This is a genomic window from Pseudomonas abietaniphila (assembly GCF_900100795.1).
GTDB classification, from domain to species: domain Bacteria; phylum Pseudomonadota; class Gammaproteobacteria; order Pseudomonadales; family Pseudomonadaceae; genus Aquipseudomonas; species Aquipseudomonas abietaniphila.
Map to the genome: position 1 here is coordinate 572,199 of NZ_FNCO01000001.1, position 18,195 is coordinate 590,393.

The following is an 18,195-nucleotide window of genomic DNA, read 5'->3' on the forward strand; positions in this document are numbered from 1 at the left end:
AGAAGCGGGAGTCACGTGAAATGTCGTGAAATTCCGATTTTCCGTCGTTTATAGGCAGCAAAAACGAATATGGCGCTTGCAACCATCTGTCAGACCCCATGAAGATAGCCCAGTCCCACGCTGGCAATGGAGCGCCAATGAATTCCCGTGTCTCGAACCCTACCCAGCGCTCGCCATTCGCCGACGAACAGGCGACGCGATCACCCGACCACGGGCTGGAAGATGTGTCTTCGATGATCGACGAAACCACCCTTGAATCGTTGTTGCGCGCAGCGAAGCTGGCCGCTCCTGACTTGAGCTGGGCGGCCTACCGTGCCGGCCAGCACATGCATCTGATGGGGCAGGGCAATGCGTCGACCGAGTGGCCCCGGCTGATTGCGCGGGAAGACTTCGCCGTGTTCTGTCGCGATCATGGTTTGCAGCGCTGGGTAACGGGGCACGGCGAATCGGCCTTGGGCTGGTTACTGACCCCTGAGCGCGAGTCGGGGAATCCGTTTCTGGTGGCGTTGGCCAGCAAGCTGGGGATGCGTTTGCAGACCGATGCGCTGGCGCGCGCCCAGGCCACTCAGCGGGTGCTGTACGAGATCACCTACCTGGCGAGTTCGACCCGTGACCGTTCGGCGTTTCTTCAGGGTGTTCATGAACAGCTGTCCACGCTGATCGACGCCGAAAACTTCTACCTGGCGCTGTACGAGAGCCACAGCGGCAAGGTCACCTATCCGTATTACATCGACATCACCGACGTGGACGCGCTGGAGGCCGAAACCCAGGAGTTTCTCGACCCGGAACGGCTGTCCATGACCGGGTATGTCCTCACCACCGAGCAACCGCTGTTCGTTGATGCCGCCGGTATCGAGCGCGCACAGGCGCTGGAGCATTTTCACTGCGTCGGGCACCGCCCCGAGTTCTGGATGGGGGCGCCGCTGAAGAATGCCTCCGACGATGTGTTCGGCATGCTCGCGATGCAAGTCTATGACGTTTCGCGGGTCTACAGCGTTGAGGATCAGGAGCTGTTTCTGGTCGTCGCCCGTCACGTGGCCATGGCGCTGGACCGCATCCTGCACCGCGCTCAGCTGGAAGAGACCGTGGCCCGCCGGACCCTTGAACTCTCGCGCCTCAACGACGCCTTGCGCAGTGAAGTCGCCGACCGCGAGCGCGCCGAACACTTGCAGAGTGCGCTGTTCCAGATCACCGAGCTGTCCAGTCAGCCGGGCGATATGGCCGACTTATTCAAAAGCCTGCACGGCATTGTGGGCGAGCTGCTGTTTGCCCTGAACTTCTACATCGCGCTGTTCGACGACGCGACGGGGGAGGTGACCTTCCCGTACTACGTCGACGAGCGCCTGACCCGCCGACCGGAGCCGCGACGGGGTGAGCGTGGGTTCACCGAGTACGTCATTCGCCAGCGCCGTCCGTGCCTGATCGACAGTGCCGAGGCACGGCGCCTGGAAAACTCGGGTGAGATCACGCTCCAGAACGAAATCAACCGTTCCTGCTCCTGGCTGGGGATCCCCCTGTTCGACGGCGATGTCGTGCGCGGGGTGCTGGCGGTGCAGAGTTATTCGCCGCAGGTGAGTTATTCGCTTCGCGATCAGGATTTGCTGACCTTCGTTTCCCGGCACATCGACACCGCCTTGTCACGCCGCAGCGCTGCCGAGGCGATCCATACCGCCAATCTGCGGCTTGAAGCCCGTGTGCAAGACCGCACCCGTGAGCTGGATTACGCGAACGCCAAGCTGCAGCATGAAAACGCCCATGACTCACTGACCGGCTTGCCCAACCGCAGTCATTTGCAACAGCGTCTGCAGGTGGCGTGGGACAACTTCTGCGACAAGGGTCAGGAACTGGCGGTCATGTTCATCGACCTCGATCGCTTCAAGATGGTCAATGACAGCCTGGGGCATCATTCGGGCGACTTGCTGTTGATTCAGGCCGCCGACCGCTTGCGCAGTTGCATGCGTGACAGCGACCTGCTGGCGCGGCTGGGGGGCGACGAGTTCGCGGTGCTGGCCTATGCGGCGCCGCCCGACATCACGGTTGCGATTGCCGAGCGCATTCTGCTGGCGTTCGACGTGCCGTTTTACATCGACGGGCACGCGGTGTTTTCCTCGTGCAGCATCGGTGTGGTGGGGGCGGATTTGCAGTTCCACAAAGAGCCGGCCGATCTGCTGCGCGATGCCGACACGGCGATGTACCGCGTCAAGAACGCCGGCCGCGACAGTTATGCGGTATTCAACCAGGAAGTGCGCCGCGAGGTGTCCGACCAGATGGAGCAGGAAGGGGCGCTGCGCAATGCGCTCAAGCGCACCGACGAATTGCTGCCGTATTTTCAGCCGATCATTGATGTCGCTACCGGCAGGATTCTCGCGCTGGAAGCGCTCATTCGCTGGCGCCAGGCCGATGGCCGGGTGATTGCGCCTGGGCAATTCCTGCCCGCGCTGGAGGGGTTGCGCCTGATCGGCAGACTGGATTTCTACATGCTGCAGCAGGTCGTGGCGATGCTCGCCCAGCCCGAGCATGCGCATTGGCCCACGGTGCACGTGAATTGCTCAAGCTACAGCATCAGCCGGCCCGAGTTCGCCAGTGAGGTGCTGGGCTTGCTCAGTCAACACGGCGTGGCGCCGGGGCGAATTTGCCTCGAGCTGACCGAAGGTGCGCTGGTGGCAGAGCCCGAGTTGGCCCGTCAGGCCATGAAGCACCTGGCCGACAACGGTGTTTCCGTGGTGCTCGACGATTTCGGCGCGGGTTTCTCCTCGCTCAGTTACGTGCACCAGTACCATTTCAGCGGTTTGAAGATCGACAAGTCGTTCACCCTGGAACTGACCACCAGTTCCCGTAGCCGCGCCATCGTCCGCGCTATTGTGCGCATGGCCGAGTCCCTGGGGCTGACGGTGGTCGCAGAAGGGGTCGAGGACGCGGCAACTCTGCAGCTGTTGAGGGAGATGGGCGCAGGGCAGGCGCAGGGCTATTATTTTTCGATGCCGGTGCCGCAGGACAAACTGGACCTCAGTACGCTGCAATGAACCCATCACCCGGAATGTGCGCGATCAGCGGCCAGCGGTCGTGAATGGCTGAAAACTGCAGCGGCGATGAGGCGGTCACGACATACACGCGTTGGTTGCCCGGCTCACCGGTTACCACGCATTCCAGCGCCTGCCCATCTTCCACGTCGAACCAGTGCGACACGCGCTCTGCGTCTTTCTCCATGTAGCGGTTGATCAGCCCGAATGCGCGCTGGGGACGGTATTTCGCCCAGCTGCCATTTTCTAAACTCTCCTGTCGTGCCCAGCCGCCTTGCGGCCCGCTGCCAGGTTGTTCTTTACGACGTCCCCACGGCAACCATCCCAGATCGGTGCCGTCTTCCAGCATGACCGGGAACGCCGCCTTGGGATTGGGGAAATACACCCGCACGGGCTCGTACGCCCGGTTCTTGTCTTTCGCTTCGATTCCGCCGCACATGAGCAGTCACCTTGTCGGAATGAGGTTCAGCGCCGTTGACCCTGCGCGCCCTGTTGCGTTAACTGTATATACGTACAGTTAATCGAGCAACCCCACCATGCAATTTGTCATCACCCCTCGACGCAGCAAAGGCGTTGCACTCCAGTCGGTGCCTGCAAAACGCACCGCAGCCATCCTCGGCGACCTGACCATCGCCCACCGCGTGTGCGAATCGCTGAACCGGCATTCCAACGTGGCGAGCCTGCGACCGGTCTACGGGGCGGGCGCGTTGTTATTGCCAGAACTCTACGACGCGACGGTTTCGGCGATGGCCAGAGAGGGCTTCACGCTGAGCGGGATCGAGTTCGATGGCGAGCGCTGGTACGCGCAATCGTGGTGGTGCCGTGCTGCCCAGTGAAACGCACGTCGATTGCTTGCACGGGTCGGATTGACCTCGGGAATGGGCGCTTTCCAGTGCCGTATGCCCTTGCTAGACTCCCGCCCATGTCAGACATCCCTACCAAGAAAACAGACTTCAAGGCCATGCCGACCTACGCCTTTTGCCCGGTGATTACCGCGCTGGAGGTCATTGGGGAGCGGTGGGTGATCCTTATCCTGCGTGATTTGTTGCGCAACCCCACGCGACGTTTTCAGGACCTGCAGGACTCGCTCAAGGGGTGCGCGCCCAGCACTCTGTCGACGCGGCTCAAAGCGCTTGAAGCCCACGGTTTGATCGAGCGCCGTCTGTACGAACAGCACCCGCCACGGCTGGAATACCTGCTGACCGTCAAGGGGAGAGCGGTCGGGCCGGTGGTCGCGTCGTTGCGTGACTGGGGCTTGCAGTTGCAGGCTGAAGACCCCGATTCACAATCGCCGGTGTAACGCGCGAACACGGCAGTTCATCCCTTCTTTCATTCCCCGCGATACAACCGTCTACGCTGAGCCTGCAGCACGACGGCATGGTCTGTGACGTACATGGTTTTCCTCGGCCGCATTATTGACGTCTGATCTTCTTGGGGGAAGGCCATGAATCTGTTTCGAATGACGGGCCAGACGCTCTGCGCGCTGCTGGCGGTGACGAGTGCCTGTGTGTCCATCGCGTCTGAACAACAACTGGCGAGTATCGGCTCACTGACGATGGTTGGCGGCAAGGTCAAACAATGCTCGATCGGCTATCGCACCTACGGCACGCTGGCGGCTGACCAGAGCAATGTGGTGCTGGTGCCGACCTGGCTCACCGGACGGACGGCGGATCAGGTCGACATGATCGGCCCTGGCAAGCTCATCGACACCGACCGCTGGTACGTCATCGCACTGGATGCGGTGGGCAATGGCGTGTCGTGTTCGCCCTCCAACAGCAAGACCGACCCGCGCCTGAAGTTCCCTCAGTTCGGGATTCGCGACATGGTCAAGGCACAACATCGGTTGCTGGCATTGACCTTGGGCATTGATCACGTCCATGCCATCGTCGGCATTTCGATGGGCGGCATGCAGGCGTTGCAATGGGCCGTGATGTACCCCGATTACGCCAGCAACATCGTGACCATCGTCGGCACGCCGCAACCGACGGCCAACGATCTGCAGATCTGGAACGCCGAGTTGACCGCCATCGAGCGCAATCCAGGGTGGAACGGCGGAAATTACCTGCCGGGCACGCCCTTCAAAAACCTTGCCGCGCTGCACACCGAGTCGCTGTGGACGCCGGAGCATGCCGCGGCGAAAACCGTGGCGGCCAGGCGCCCCACGGAAGACCGCCTCCATGGCACGCAAACCAGCCAGAGTTTCAGCGCGGTTGACTGGTATCGACAATTGCAGGCCATGACCACCTTTGATCTGGTGCGGGACGGCGACATGGCAACCTTGTCCCGCAAGATCAAGGCCCGGATGCTCATCATCACCTCCGAGCAGGATCGTCTGGTCGATCCGGCGCCCTCCAAAGCCCTGGCCGCCCAGAAACGCACCACAAAACTGCTTGTGCTGGACAACGATTGCGGGCACATGGCACCGGTCTGCGAAATGAAAAAGGTCGACCAGACGGTGAAAGCGTTCCTTGAATGAGAGACGCGCGGAGTGACCCTGCGGCGAGCGGCTGCCGCCGACGGCAAATCGGGGCCGGTATTGCCGCTCCGGTTGGCGGACAGACAGGGTCGGAGGCCTTGCAGGACGGGGCTTGCGTCATATGTAACGGCATGTGGCACCGGTTTTGCTGTGACCTGTGATACATCGATAACCTGGATAAGGAGGTGAAAGATGATCATCGGTAACAGTGCCATCCAGCACTTTGCGTCGAAAGCCGTGGCCCACACGCACTTCGACCCAACGGAGAAGGATGCGTACACCGTCAGCGCGATGGCAGGGGCGTCTGCGCCTGTCGCGGCGATTGCCGGCAGTAACGACAGTTGGACCGCAAGCAGCACTGATCAGGGCTACAACGAGTCTTTCGCCAAAATGATGGTGAACCTCAAGGCGGCCATGGCCAACACCACCGCTTCAGTGTCGGATGACGACAAAGCAGCCGCTGCGGCTGCGTTTTCGTCCAGCGCTGATAAGCAAATCGCGGCGACGGACAGCGTCACCAAAACCGTCGACAACGAAATGGCTGCGGTGGATGGCAGCGATTCCGGTACGTCGGCGACTTCATCGGCCAAAGAGCAGTTTTTGGCGTACATGAACCAGACCGATGCCGAGAAGGTGCGTCAGCAACTGACCGGTGTGAGCAAGGAAGAGTACGACGGCATGTCGCCGGAGCAGCAGGCGGCGGTCGACAAGAAAGTGGCCGATTTGCAGAAGCAAAAGCAAGAGCAGCAGATCGCTGAGCAAGAGGTCAAGACCAAGATCGCGATGGCCAAGGCTGAAATGGCTTGAGGGGTTGACTGGAAAGGTCAGCTGGGTGATTCATGAAGAGGGGCAGCGGTGTAAACCGGCTGCCCTTTTTTCTTTGCCCCTGAGCCAAACGGCTATGGGCCGGCGTTCACCCTCATTCGAAAGTGGCGCCCCGCGTGTTGACGAACAGCGAGTAGATCGAGTGGCTGCTGGCCATGAACAACCGGTTGCCTTCGCGTCCGCCAAAGCACAGGTTGGGGCAGCGTTCAGGCAGGGAAATATGCCCGATCGCCTTGCCTTGCGGGTTGAACACCCGCACACCGTCGAGCTTCTCCAGGTCGGCTTTCGGGTCGCCGTTGCCGCCCCAACCGCACCACAGGTTGCCGGCTTCGTCGCATTTCATGCCGTCGATGGCGGCAAAATCCAGCCCTTCAATGTGCTTGCGTCGGGCGCCCAGGGAGCCGTCTTCGCTCACTGTGATGGCCCAGATCAGGCGATTGGGCGTCGCACGGCCCTCGACCACATACAGGGTTTTCTCGTCCGGCGAAAAGCACAGGCCGTTCGGGCCTTTCATGTCGTCGATGACCCGGGTGACCTTGCCGCTCTGACCATCGATCCGGTACACGGCATGAGGCTGCGTCGGCGTGATCTTGTGCCCTTCGTAGTTGTTGCCGGTCTGGAAAGGCGGATCGGTGAACCAGATCGAGCCGTCGCGCTTGCAGACGATGTCGTTCGGCGAGTTGAAGGGTTTGCCGTCAAAGCTGTCCGCCAGCACGGTGATCCTGCCGTTGGGCTCGGTGCGGGTGATCCGACGACCTTCGCTGGTAGTGGTCGACCCCTCACACACGATCAAACGCCCTTGGCGATCACGGCACATGCCGTTGGAGAAGTTTGAGTTCTGGCGATACACCGTGAAGGTGTCGGTGATCTCGTCCCAACGCATGATGCGGTTGTTGGGGATGTCGCTGACCAGCAGATAGCGTCCGTCGCCGACCCACACCGGGCCTTCCGCCCAGCGCATGCCGGTGGCGAGCTTTTCGACCCCGGCGTTGAACACGCGCAGTTCCAGAAAGCTGTCGTCGAGGATGTGGATCAGAGGGTCCGGATAACGCTGGCTAAGCGGTTCCACTGCACTGGCGATGCGGGGCAGGGTGATGCTGCCAGCGGCGGCGAGGGTGGCCGAAACAGCCAGGGATTTTTTCAGGAAACGTCTGCGACCGTCGTTGCCGGGCAGGTCAGAAAGCGTTGAGTCCATGTAGCGTTCTCCGTTGATTGTTTTTCTTACGGGCGCGCTAGTAATACCTTGTGATAAGACATCGTACAAGTGTTGCGGTGGCGCGTTAAAGGGTAGGAGCGCGCTTGCCCGCGAGTGCAGTAGGTCTGGCTACGAGGCTGTTCATGGCTCACCGCAATCGCGGGCAAGCGCGCTCCTACAGGTTTTTACGCAGTGCCGATCACGTATTTCGATGCACGTTTTGATGACGCTAAAAAATGCCCGACCTCATCTCTGAGGCCGGGCATTTCATGTCGCCAACAGCCTGTGAACCGTTGCGGCGCGGTTACTTCGCTCGCAAGGCTTCGCGCACATCTTTCACGCTGGCGCTGGACACCGCCGGCGCGGCGTTGCCCCAGGTGTTGCGCACGTAGGTCAGCACGTCAGCGACGTTATCGTCTGACAGGTTCCAGCCGAACGCCGGCATGGCCGGGGCGGTAGGCGCCGCGTCGGTGGCGCCTGCGCGACTGCCCGCCAGGACCACACGGATCAGCGACGACGGGTCGTTGCTGTTGATCAGCGGGGCCATCGCCAGTTTCGGGAACAGGTTCGGCGCGCCTTCACCATTGGGCGTATGGCACGCCGAGCAGCGGTCGGCGTAGATCGCCTTGCCTGCCACCATCGAGGCATCGGTCGCTGCAACCGGTTTGGCCGCTTCCACCGGCTTCGCGCCGTCCTTCAGGTAAACCGCCACGGCCATCAGGTCCTGATCGGTCCAGTGTTGCGACGAGTGTTCGACTTCTTCGGCCATCGGCCCGGAGGCGATGTCGAAGCGGTTGGCGCCAGTCTTCAGGTACTTGACGATGTCGTCCTCGCTCCACGCGCCAAGCCCGTCGTGGCCGGTCGAGGTGATATTCGGCGCCACCCAGTTCTGCAGGTTGGCGCCGGTCAGGAACTGGTCATTCTTGTCCCCGCCAATCAGGTTTTTCGGCGTGTGGCAGGTGCCGCAGTGGCCCAGTCCTTCGACCAGATACGCGCCCCGGTTCCACTGTTCGGACTTCTGCGGATTGGCCTTGAATTCGCCTTCCTTGAAGTTGATCAGGTTCCAGCCGATCAGGCTGGTGCGCACGTTGAACGGGAAGGGCAGCTGATTGGTCTCGACCTTGTTGTCCACCGGATCGACGGTTTTCAGATACGCGAAGATCGCCAGATTGTCCTCACGCAGGACCTTGGTGTACGCGGTGAACGGCATGGCGCCATACAAGCGTTTGCCGTCCAGGCCGTGGCCCTTGGACATGGCGTTCTGGAAGTCTTCGAAGCTCCAGCGACCGATGCCGTTGACCGGGTCCGGCGTGATGTTGGCGCCCGCCAGCTTGCCGAACGGCGTGTCGAGGATCACGCCGCCGGAAAACAGCGGTTTGCCCGGCATGGTGTGACACGCCGTACAGTCGCCAACCGTGGCCAGGTAGCGACCTTTTTCCACGATGTTGTAGGAATCGGCACCGGTTGCGGCGTGAGCGATTGAAAAGGACAGTCCGATGACGCCCGCACAAACAGTCAGAAGGGTTTTCATAGTGTGATCATCTCCCCTGGACGCTTGAGGTAGCGGGTGCGGATGGCGTCCGCCGCTTTGAAGGCCAGCGCCGCGACGGTGCCGGTCGGGTTGTAGCCAGGGTTCTGCGGGAAGGCCGAGGAACCGACCACGAACAGGTTCGGTACGCCCCAGACTTGCAGGTACTTGTTGACCGAGCTGTTCTTCGGATCGGCGCCCATGATGAAGCCGCCGACGATGTGCGAAGACTGATAGGGCGAACTGTTCCAGTGGCCGGTCTGGGCGCTCGGCACCATCTGGCGCGGGTTCATGCTCTTGGCGATTTCGCCGACCTTGCCCGTGACATACGCCGCCATCTTGCGGTCGTTTTCCGGGAAGTCGAAGGTGATGCGCAGCAGCGGACGCCCCAGCGGATCCTTGTAGGTAGGGTCCAGCGACAGGTAGTTGGTGCGTGTGGCGTAGCTGCTTGCTTCACAGCCGATGGACATGGTGCTGGCGTAGTTCTTGACCGTGGCCTTCTTCCATTCCGAACCCCAGGCAGGTGTGCCGGGTGGCAGCGGGCGCGAGTCGATAGGCGCGGCACCGATCGGCGTGACCCGCGTGCTGCCGCCACCGACGAAGCCCAGGCCCGAATGGTCGAAGTTGTCGTTGTTGAACTCGTCGATCCCCATGCCGATCGCGCCGCCACCGATAAACGGGTTGAAGTTCTTGTCATCGAAGAACATGCGCACGCTGTTGGCGGTCTGGTACGCGTAATTACGGCCAGTAGTGCCGGTGTTGGTGACCGGGTCGTACGGTTGGCCGACGCCGGACAGCAACATCAGGCGCACGTTTTCAAAGATGAACGCGCTGATCACCACCAACTCCGCAGGCTGTTCCCACTCTTCGCCATTGGCGTCCATGTAGACGATACCGGTGGCGCGTTTACCGCTGCCGTCCATGGTCACGCGCAGGACTTCGCAGTTGGTCATCGCGGTGAAATTCGGCTTGCGGATCAGCACCGGCAACACGGTGGTGATGGCGCTGGCCTTGGAGTAGTTGGCGCAACCGTAGTTGGTGCAGAAGCCGCAATAGGTGCACGGTCCCATCGCGACGCCCAACGAGTTGACGTAAGGCTGGGACACCAGCGCCGATGGCACCGGAAACGGCTTGTAACCCAGGTTTTTCGCGGCTTCGGCAAACAGTGTCGGCGCGTAGGTCTGTTTCGTCGGCGGGTTGGGGTACTCCTCGGAGCGCGCACCCTCGAAGGTGTTGCCGCCTTCCTGAATCACGCCCTTGATGTTGCCGGCCTTGCCCGAGACGCCTGCCAGGCGGTCGAACTTGGTGTAGAACGGCTCCATTTCTTCCCAGTCGGTGCCCCAGTCTTGCAGGGTCAGTTCCGGCGACAGTTCCTTGCCGTACCGTTCCTTGAGGTGCGTGGCCAGATGGAATTCGTGAGGCTGGAAGCGGAAGGTGATGCCCGCCCAGTGATTACCCGCGCCGCCTGTGCCGTTGCCGGGGTGGAAAGAACCCCAGGCGCGCATGGGTAGCGCTGTCTCGGTGACGCTGTTACGAATGGTCGTGGTGTTTTGCCGGGTCCTCAGCATCAGTTCCTGGCGACGGGAATAACGCAATTCGTCGGCCGCCGAGGCGATGTTGAAGTCCGCAGCGGTGTCGCGCCATGGCCCACGTTCGAAGCCGATGATCTTCAGGTTTTCGTCAGCCAGTTCATTGGCGATGATGGATCCGGCCCAGCCGAGCCCGACAACCACGACGTCCGTGGAAGGTAGTTTTTTGGCCATGTCGAATTAACCCTTCTTGGTCCAGGCGGAGCTGCCGATGATGGAGAGCGGCACGAGGTCGAGCTTCTGGTTATGCAGGCCGATGTACTCGCGGTAGTCGTAGCGGGCACCGGGGAAGCCAATCATTTTCCACGACACCATGTCGCGGTTGCCGCCGTAGACCGGGTCGGCGAAGAAGCCTTCCATGGTGTTGCCCAATATCTGCTGGAAGAACAGCTTGGCGTCGATGCCGTCCAGGGCGATCTCGCCTTTTTCCAGGCCGACAAGGACCTTGTCCTGTTCTTCCGGGGCAAGGGCGGCGAAGCCCTTCTGGAACTGCTTCTGGCAGTACGCCTCAAGCCCGGCCAGGCCAAGGCGGTAACGGTCGCGTGGCACGAACTGCGACTGATCGCCTTGCATCGGCGTGCCTTTTTCGAAAGGGCCCTGCATGTACAGACGGCTGAACGTGCCGTATTCACCGGCCAGCTGGCGGTCGATGAACACGGCGCAACCGGCGTCTTTGCCGCTTACGCTCAATTCATCGGCCGGAATCAGGCGAGCGACGATGGCTTCGACCGCCGTGGCCTCGGCAGCACTGAAGAACTGCCAGCCTGGTGTGTCCTAGTGCATCGGACCGTTGTGGTCGAAGGGCACCCATTGTGGCACGCCGACGACGGTGGCGGCCTTGGCCGTAGCGGCAGCACCCACGGCCAGCGACGCTGCTGAGGATTTCAGCAACTGCCGGCGGGTGAAGCCTTTGGATTTCTCTGTCATTCAGGGCTCCTTGCGAACGCACCCGTCCAAGGGCCATGACGGGCACGGTCCAAAGGCGGGCGGCGTTAAAAGTGTCATTCACGGTTTTGCACGACAGCGCGAGGTGTCGTGCGGTCGTCTTAGCGGCAGGTGTGACATTAGGTCTCTGGCGAGCCCGCGAGCGAAAGGCGCACGCTAGGCGGGGCACTACCATTACCGACAGCCATCTTTTCCACGCGAATCACAATCATAGATGTGTTACTGGCTGTTGCATCCTGCGGGATCCGTAAATCACTGTTACGTATTTGGTAATAGTCGAGTTTTTTGCCCACGTGTGCGCTGATCCGGATCCTGTTGCAGCACAGATATTCAAGATTGCCGGGAAGCAGGTATTTACTGAGTTTCGTGTGCTGATGGAAGGGGCGTGAAAAACGAGATCAATCTGATCCGTTCCAGGGGCGATCATCTGTACTGATCGGCAGTCGGGCATTGCATTGGATTGCAGTAATAATTCTTCAATGAAAATGGCCTGGCGAGATCACATCAGCGATGACGGCCCTCGGTCGTTTTTCCCCAACATGACAGGATTTTCATGAAGTTCGGTCCATGAAAGAAGGCGCTTCTTGGTATCGTGCACGCCATTTGCGTCCAGACAATCTTCAGCGGACGCTGTCTGTGCCGTTCATATCTTCACCGAGTAGCTGTAGAAATGCCTGATCCCATACCCCTCAAGGACCATGAGAAAGAGACGCGACTGGTCAACAAGCGGTTGATCGCCTGCGCCTTGTTCGTGGCCATCCTCAGCGTTGCACTGGTCTGCCGGATGTATTTCCTGCAGGTCACCGAATACGCCTATCACTCGACCATCTCGGAAAACAACCGCGTTCACGTGCTGCCCATTCCACCGGAACGTGGGCTGATCTACGACCGTAACGGTGTGGTTCTCGCCGACAACCGTCCCAGCTTTAACCTGACCATGACCCGCGAACGGGCAGGGGACTGGCACGCGGTCATCGACACACTGATGCAGATCCTCAGCCTGCCGGACGAAGACCGCATCATCTTCGACAAGGCGATGAAGAACTCGCCGCACCGTTTCGTGCCGGTCACGCTGCTCTATGAACTCACCGAAGAGCAGATCGCGCTGCTGGCGGTGAACCAGTTCCGGTTGCCGGGGCTGGACGTCGAGGCGCAATTCGTTCGGCATTACCCGCTGGCCGAGCATTTTGCGCACTCCATCGGCTACGTCGGGCGTATCAACGAAAAAGAAGCCTCTCAGCTGGATCAAGTCGAATACCGCGGCACTCAATCAATCGGCAAGACCGGCATCGAGCGGTTCTATGAGAACGAACTTCATGGCCACGTGGGCTATGAAGAGGTGGAAACCAATGCGCAGGGTCGGGTTCTGCGGGTCCTCAAACACACCGATCCGGTGGCGGGGAAAAGCATCACGCTGAGCCTGGACATCAAGTTGCAGGAAGCGGCTGAGGCAGCGCTCGGTGATCGACGCGGCTCGGTGGTGGCCATCGATCCGGCCACCGGCGAGGTGCTGGCGATGGTCAGCAAACCCAGTTTCGACCCCAATCTCTTCGTGACCGGAATCAGCTTCAAGGAGTACTCGGCGCTGCGCGATTCGGTCGACAGGCCGCTGTTCAACCGCGTGCTGCGCGGGTTGTATGCGCCGGGTTCGACGATCAAGCCGGAAGTGGCGATCGCCGGTCTGGACAGCGGCATCATCACCCCATCGACCCGGGTGTTCGACCCGGGTTACTTCCAGTTGCCGGACTTCGATCACAAATACCGCAACTGGAACCACAGCGGCGACGGGTGGGTAGACCTCAACGCTGCGATCATGCGGTCCAACGACACGTACTTTTATGATCTGGCGCACAAGCTGGGCATCGACCGGCTGCACGATTACCTGACCATGTTCGGCCTCGGGCAGAAGGTCTCGCTGGACATGTTCGAGGAATCCGCCGGCTTGATGCCGTCCAAGGAGTGGAAGCGCACTACCCGGCGTCAGGCGTGGTTCCCGGGCGAAACCGTCATTCTCGGTATTGGTCAGGGTTATATGCAGGTCACGCCGTTGCAACTGGCGCAGGCCACTACGTTGATTGCCAACAAAGGCGTATGGAACCGGCCGCACCTGGCCAAGGAAATCGGCGGGGTCGCACCGGTCGACGAGCACCCGATGCCGAACATCGTTCTGCGTGATCCTCGTGAGTGGGATCAGGTGAACAACGGCATGCAAGCGGTGATGCACGACCCGCGGGGTATCGCCCGTGCCGCCGCGCAAGGCGCGCAATACCGAATTGCCGGCAAGAGCGGTACCGCGCAGGTGGTGGCGATCAAGCAGGGCGAGCGCTACAACCGTGAAAAGACGCTGGAGCGTCATCGTGACAACGCCTTGTTTGTCGGCTTTGCGCCCGCCGCCAACCCGAAGATCGCCGTCGCGGTGATGATCGAGAACGGCGAGGCGGGCGGTCGCGTGGCCGGTCCCGTCGTGCGGCAGATCCTCGACGCCTGGCTGCTAGACCAGGACGGCCACCTCAAGCAGCAATACGCGACGCCTGCGGCCACAGCGGTCAACCCGAAAGTGCAGATCGCCGCACCGAGCAAGGCCGTGGCGCAGCCGCCGGTGTGAGAAATACGTGAACGAACCCCTGTGGGAGCGAATTCATTCGCGAAGGATGTGGAAGGCGATGGAGATGTCTCGTCTGTACCGGCCAATCGCGAATGAATTCGCTCCCACAAGGGTTGTGTGTGGCGCGTGAGATGTTGTGCAGGGCGCGGGAATGGTGCTCTGGCTTCGCCGCCGCCCTGACGCGGCCCCCGTTCCCACAGGTCCAGTGCAGTTCATTGCGTATTCGGCTGTCCACAAGGCGCACATCCTGACAAGCACTGAACTGTGACCGGTGCTACAGGTCGATTTGAAACGGCGCGCGATGTCGGCTTTGGCATCGTGCGTACCTTTTGACTCGACAAGGAACCTGCCCCATGTCCAGCAGAACCATCGCCGACTACCTCGCGCAAACCCTCGCCGCTGCAGGCGTCTCGAAAATCTGGGGCGTCAGTGGCGACAGCCTGAACGGGCTGACCGACAGCCTGGAGCGTTTGGGCAAGATCAAGTGGATGCACACCCGGCATGAGGAAGTTGCGGCGTTTGCGGCTGGCGCCGAAGCGGCGACCACTGGCCAGTTGGCGGTGTGTGCCGGTAGCTGTGGTCCGGGCAACCTGCACCTGATCAACGGCCTTTATGACTGCCATCGCAGCCGCGTCCCGGTACTGGCCATTGCTGCGCAAATCCCGTCGTCCGAGATCGGGCTGAACTACTTTCAGGAAACCCATCCTACGGATGTGTTCAAGGAATGCAGCCACTTCGTCGAAGCGGTCAGCAGTGCCGAGCAGTTTCCCCGCGTGCTTGAGCGCGCCATGCGTGCGGCGATCAGTCAGCGTGGCGTTGCAGTGATCGTGATTCCGGGCGACGTCGCCCTGAGCGAGGCGCCGGACGCCAAACCTGCGTGGGTCAATCACACGCCACCGCATGTCATTCCGACCGAGCACGATCTGCAACGGTTGGTGGACCTCCTCGACCAATCAAAAGCCGTGACCATTCTGGCCGGTGCCGGGTGCGCCGACGCTCACGATCAGGTGGTGGCGCTGGCGGAAAAGCTGTCGGCCCCCGTGGTCCATGCGCTGCGTGGCAAGCAATACATCGAATACGCCAACCCCTTCGATGTCGGCATGACCGGTCTGATCGGTTTCAGCTCTGGCTACCACGCGATGCTGTCCTGCGACACGCTGCTCATTCTGGGCAGCAGTTTTCCGTACCGCAATTTCTACCCGGAAAAAGCCAACATCATTCAAATCGACATCGACCCCGCAGCGCTCGGCCGGCGTGTGCCGCTGACGTTGGGGTTGGCGGGCGGCATTGCCGAAACCATCGTCGCGCTGCTGCCACGGCTCAAGACTCATACCGACCGCAAGTTCCTGGACAAGGCGCTGGATCATTATGCCAAGGCCCGGGAAGAGCTCGACGAGCTGGCCACGCCGTCGGCACACGGCGAGCCGATTCATCCGCAATACCTGACGCGCATGGTCGATGCCTACGCCGACCCGGACGCGATCTTCACCGTCGATGTCGGCACACCGACGCTGTGGGCCGCGCGCTACCTGACCATGAACGGCCAGCGTTCACTGTTGGGCTCGTTCAACCACGGCTCGATGGCCAACGCCATGCCGCAGGCGCTGGGCGCGAAAGCTGCGCACCCGCAACGCCAGGTGGTAGCGCTGTGCGGTGACGGTGGCCTGTCGATGCTGATGGGGGACTTGCTGAGCATTCGTCAGCTCAACCTGCCGATCAAGATGGTGGTGTTCAACAACAGCTCGCTGGGTTTCGTTGCCATGGAAATGCAGGCCAGCGGTTACGTGCCACACGACACCGATCTGCACGCCACCAGTTTTGCCAACATCGCCATCGGCGCGGGCATTCTGGGCATCCGCGTGGAGGACTCGGCGGACCTGCCCAACGCCCTGAAAAAAGCCTTTGAACACCCGGGGCCTGTGCTGGTGGATGTGGTCACCGCCAAACAGGAATTGGGCCTGCCACCGAAGATCAAACTGGCGCAGGCCAAGGGGTTCAGCCTGTTCATGCTCAAGGCCGTGATGAATGGCAAGGCGGATCAGGTGCTGGAACTGGCGAAGACCAATTTGCGGTAAGCGCCATTCTCCTGTAGGAGCGTGGCTTGTCCCGCGATCGGCCGGGAACCGGCCGTGGATTCGGTAAACGCGGCGTTTGAGATACGACTCAGTGTGAGGGTTTACGACGACTCCGTCGCCGATCGCGGGACAAGCCACGCTCCTACAGGAGAGCGGTCCAGGGATGTTTTTTGCCCATAAAAAGCGCATTTCGCGTCCCGCCCGCACCACCCTGAACCACAAAAACTCCCCACGGAAAACGCCTGAAAAAAATCATTGTGCCATCTCGAAAACCGATGTTATGTTGGTAACATCCTGTCGATGAATGACCTCCTGATAACATTTTTCGACTCTCCTCAATGCCGGTTTCAAGCGGAATGTTCATGGTCAAGAGTCCTTTCCTCGAGACGTTAGAGCAGCGGTTCAGCGACCTGACGCCGACCGGCAAACGTATCGCCGGGTATCTGTTGGCCAATCCCCAGAAGCTGCCGTTCGAGACTGCCGACAGCATCGCTCAGCAAACGGGCACCACCGGGATTTCGGTGGGCCGGTTCTTGCGTTCGCTGGGCTATCGCAACATTGACGACGTCAAGCAAAGCCTGCGCGGCGACAGCGTCAGCCCGTGGGTGATCACCGACCGTCTCGGGGCTTTTCGCGAAGAAAGCACCCATGGCGATGCTCTGGAACGTTCGATGAACCGGGAGCTGGAAGCCATCCAGCGCGTCTACGGCCTGGCCCGCAGTGACACGTTCGTGCGCATCGTCGAGCGGCTGTGCAGTGCCGATGCGGTGTTCATCGTCGGTATTCAGACCACACGGGGGATTCTCAATGCGTTCTTTTCGCACCTCGAGTACATCCGGCCCAAGGTCTACTACGTCGATGGGCTTTCAGGCACCTATGCCGAATCGCTCAACTCGCAGTTCGACAACCCTTATGCGGTGATCGCTGACTTTCGCACCTACTCGGCGGTCACCCGAACGTTCTGCGAGGTGGCGCACCAGCAGGGCCTGGCGCTGGCATTTATCACGGATTTCCATTGCCCATGGGCGCGGGATTACCCCACCGATCTGCTGCAACTGAACTCCGATGTCGGCCAGTTCTGGGACTCGCTCGCGCCGCTGACCTGCCTGTTCAACCTGATGGTGTCGGCGGTGGCCGAGAAGTACGGAGACCGGCTCGATCAACGCTTGGCGAAGAACCGTGAACTGCAACAACTGTTCGGGCAGTTCGAATAACCCGATTGCCTGTTTGAGACAAGCGCCTTGGGCGTGATGAACCGTTTGAGCTGATCTGGAGAATGTTTACGTGAATAGCCCCCTCGTCGAAGTCGATGCCAAGGCGCTGCAGGTCGAAGTCGACCTGATCTATGCCGGCGTCGACAACCTGGCCGGCAAGCAGATTTATCAGGATCCGCGCTGCCTGTTGCACCGCGACGCCGAAGCCTGCCTGCGCAAGGCCAGCCGACTGGCGAGTCAGGCCGGGCTGACCCTGCGCATCTTCGATGCCTATCGTCCGCCGTACGCGCAATACCTGCTGTGGGAAGCGCTGCCCAACCCCGAATACGTGCGTGACCCGAGCCTTGGTTCGCATCATTCCCGGGGGGTGGCGGTCGACCTGACGCTGATCGATGCCACGGGACAGGCGCTGGACATGGGCACAGGCTTCGATGACATGCGTGAGCACTCTCACCAGTTTTTCGCCGATCTGCCCGCCGACGTGCAGCGCAATCGCCTGCTGCTGCTGGGGATCATGCTGGCCGCCGGATTCACTTACATCGACAGCGAGTGGTGGCACTACGAGCTGCCTGGCGCCGACGATTATCCGCTGATCGACGACGGTTCGATCCGCCCCGCCCACTGACCGAGACACCTGTGACACCTGACCGGGACGAACATGAATCCCGGCTGAACCTGGTGACGACCTGACTCGCAAGAGCAGGGCGCCCCCTGTCGAAGCCC

The 18,195-nt window shown here is 61.0% G+C and carries 15 protein-coding genes and 1 pseudogene; 9 read left to right on the forward strand and 7 right to left on the reverse strand.

What is annotated here, in order from left to right; genetic code table 11:
• Positions 1-137 precede the first annotated feature (137 nt).
• The gene (locus BLS87_RS02325; protein ID WP_074749790.1) at positions 138-3,023 is read left to right on the forward strand and encodes a sensor domain-containing phosphodiesterase; all 2,886 of its coding nucleotides are present in this window, start codon (positions 138-140) and stop codon (positions 3,021-3,023) included.
• On the opposite strand, the gene BLS87_RS34400 is transcribed toward BLS87_RS02325, so the two are convergent.
• Positions 3,007-3,459, reverse strand: a complete 453-nt coding sequence (locus tag BLS87_RS34400; protein ID WP_208605126.1) for a hypothetical protein — start codon at positions 3,457-3,459, stop codon at positions 3,007-3,009. The two genes, BLS87_RS02325 and BLS87_RS34400, sit on opposite strands and share 17 nt — an antisense overlap.
• A gap of 97 nt (positions 3,460-3,556) precedes the next feature.
• On the opposite strand from BLS87_RS34400, the gene BLS87_RS02335 reads away from it, so the two are divergent.
• The 4 genes from BLS87_RS02335 (at position 3,557) to BLS87_RS02350 (ending at position 6,303) form a co-directional block, all read left to right on the forward strand.
• Positions 3,557-3,856, forward strand: a complete 300-nt coding sequence (locus BLS87_RS02335) for a hypothetical protein (protein WP_074749792.1) — start codon at positions 3,557-3,559, stop codon at positions 3,854-3,856.
• Positions 3,857-3,942: 86 nt separating this feature from the next.
• Positions 3,943-4,320 carry a winged helix-turn-helix transcriptional regulator gene (locus tag BLS87_RS02340; RefSeq protein WP_074749794.1) on the forward strand — a complete coding sequence of 126 codons (378 nt, stop codon included), beginning with the start codon at positions 3,943-3,945 and terminating at the stop codon, positions 4,318-4,320.
• Between the two features lie 144 nt (positions 4,321-4,464).
• Positions 4,465-5,496: an alpha/beta fold hydrolase gene (locus BLS87_RS02345; RefSeq protein ID WP_083370579.1), complete on the forward strand. Its 1,032-nt coding sequence runs from the start codon at positions 4,465-4,467 to the stop codon at positions 5,494-5,496.
• Positions 5,497-5,688: 192 nt separating this feature from the next.
• Entirely contained in the window at positions 5,689-6,303 is a 615-nt protein-coding gene (locus BLS87_RS02350; RefSeq protein ID WP_074749799.1) for a hypothetical protein, read from the forward strand.
• A gap of 112 nt (positions 6,304-6,415) precedes the next feature.
• On the opposite strand, the gene BLS87_RS02355 is transcribed toward BLS87_RS02350, so the two are convergent.
• The 5 genes and pseudogenes from BLS87_RS02355 to BLS87_RS34545 form a co-directional block, all read right to left on the reverse strand.
• On the reverse strand, positions 6,416-7,516 hold the full coding sequence (locus BLS87_RS02355) for an SMP-30/gluconolactonase/LRE family protein (RefSeq protein WP_074749801.1): 1,101 nt from the start codon (positions 7,514-7,516) through the stop codon (positions 6,416-6,418).
• A gap of 304 nt (positions 7,517-7,820) precedes the next feature.
• Positions 7,821-9,047 carry a c-type cytochrome gene (locus BLS87_RS02360; protein ID WP_074749803.1) on the reverse strand — a complete coding sequence of 409 codons (1,227 nt, stop codon included), beginning with the start codon at positions 9,045-9,047 and terminating at the stop codon, positions 7,821-7,823.
• Entirely contained in the window at positions 9,044-10,807 is a 1,764-nt protein-coding gene (locus BLS87_RS02365; protein WP_074749805.1) for a GMC family oxidoreductase, read from the reverse strand. Before BLS87_RS02365 ends, BLS87_RS02360 begins: the two co-directional genes overlap by 4 nt.
• Before the next feature lie 6 nt (positions 10,808-10,813).
• A pseudogene (locus BLS87_RS02370) lies at positions 10,814-11,365 on the reverse strand (gluconate 2-dehydrogenase subunit 3 family protein); the annotation flags it as partial.
• A 42-nt stretch (positions 11,366-11,407) separates the two neighbouring features.
• Complete coding sequence (locus BLS87_RS34545; RefSeq protein WP_244165781.1) at positions 11,408-11,560, reverse strand: hypothetical protein; 153 nt, start codon at positions 11,558-11,560, stop codon at positions 11,408-11,410.
• 688 nt (positions 11,561-12,248) lie between these two features.
• On the opposite strand from BLS87_RS34545, the gene mrdA reads away from it, so the two are divergent.
• Complete coding sequence (gene mrdA / locus BLS87_RS02375) at positions 12,249-14,183, forward strand: penicillin-binding protein 2 (RefSeq protein ID WP_074749807.1); 1,935 nt, start codon at positions 12,249-12,251, stop codon at positions 14,181-14,183.
• A gap of 353 nt (positions 14,184-14,536) precedes the next feature.
• Positions 14,537-16,258 (forward strand): ubiquinone-dependent pyruvate dehydrogenase, encoded by a 1,722-nt coding sequence (poxB, locus tag BLS87_RS02380; protein WP_074749809.1) that lies wholly within the window; start codon positions 14,537-14,539, stop codon positions 16,256-16,258.
• A gap of 142 nt (positions 16,259-16,400) precedes the next feature.
• On the opposite strand, the gene BLS87_RS33570 is transcribed toward poxB, so the two are convergent.
• Positions 16,401-16,622 (reverse strand): hypothetical protein, encoded by a 222-nt coding sequence (locus BLS87_RS33570; protein ID WP_143024270.1) that lies wholly within the window; start codon positions 16,620-16,622, stop codon positions 16,401-16,403.
• Between BLS87_RS33570 and BLS87_RS02385 the strand changes: the two genes are divergently transcribed.
• Together BLS87_RS02385 and ddpX are read left to right on the forward strand one after the other, a co-directional pair.
• Positions 16,621-17,472, forward strand: a complete 852-nt coding sequence (locus tag BLS87_RS02385; RefSeq protein WP_425262190.1) for a MurR/RpiR family transcriptional regulator — start codon at positions 16,621-16,623, stop codon at positions 17,470-17,472. The genes BLS87_RS33570 and BLS87_RS02385 overlap by 2 nt on opposite strands.
• Positions 17,473-17,542: 70 nt before the next feature.
• The gene (ddpX, locus tag BLS87_RS02390) at positions 17,543-18,097 is read left to right on the forward strand and encodes a D-alanyl-D-alanine dipeptidase (RefSeq protein WP_074749813.1); all 555 of its coding nucleotides are present in this window, start codon (positions 17,543-17,545) and stop codon (positions 18,095-18,097) included.
• The last annotated feature ends 98 nt before the right edge of the window (positions 18,098-18,195 follow it).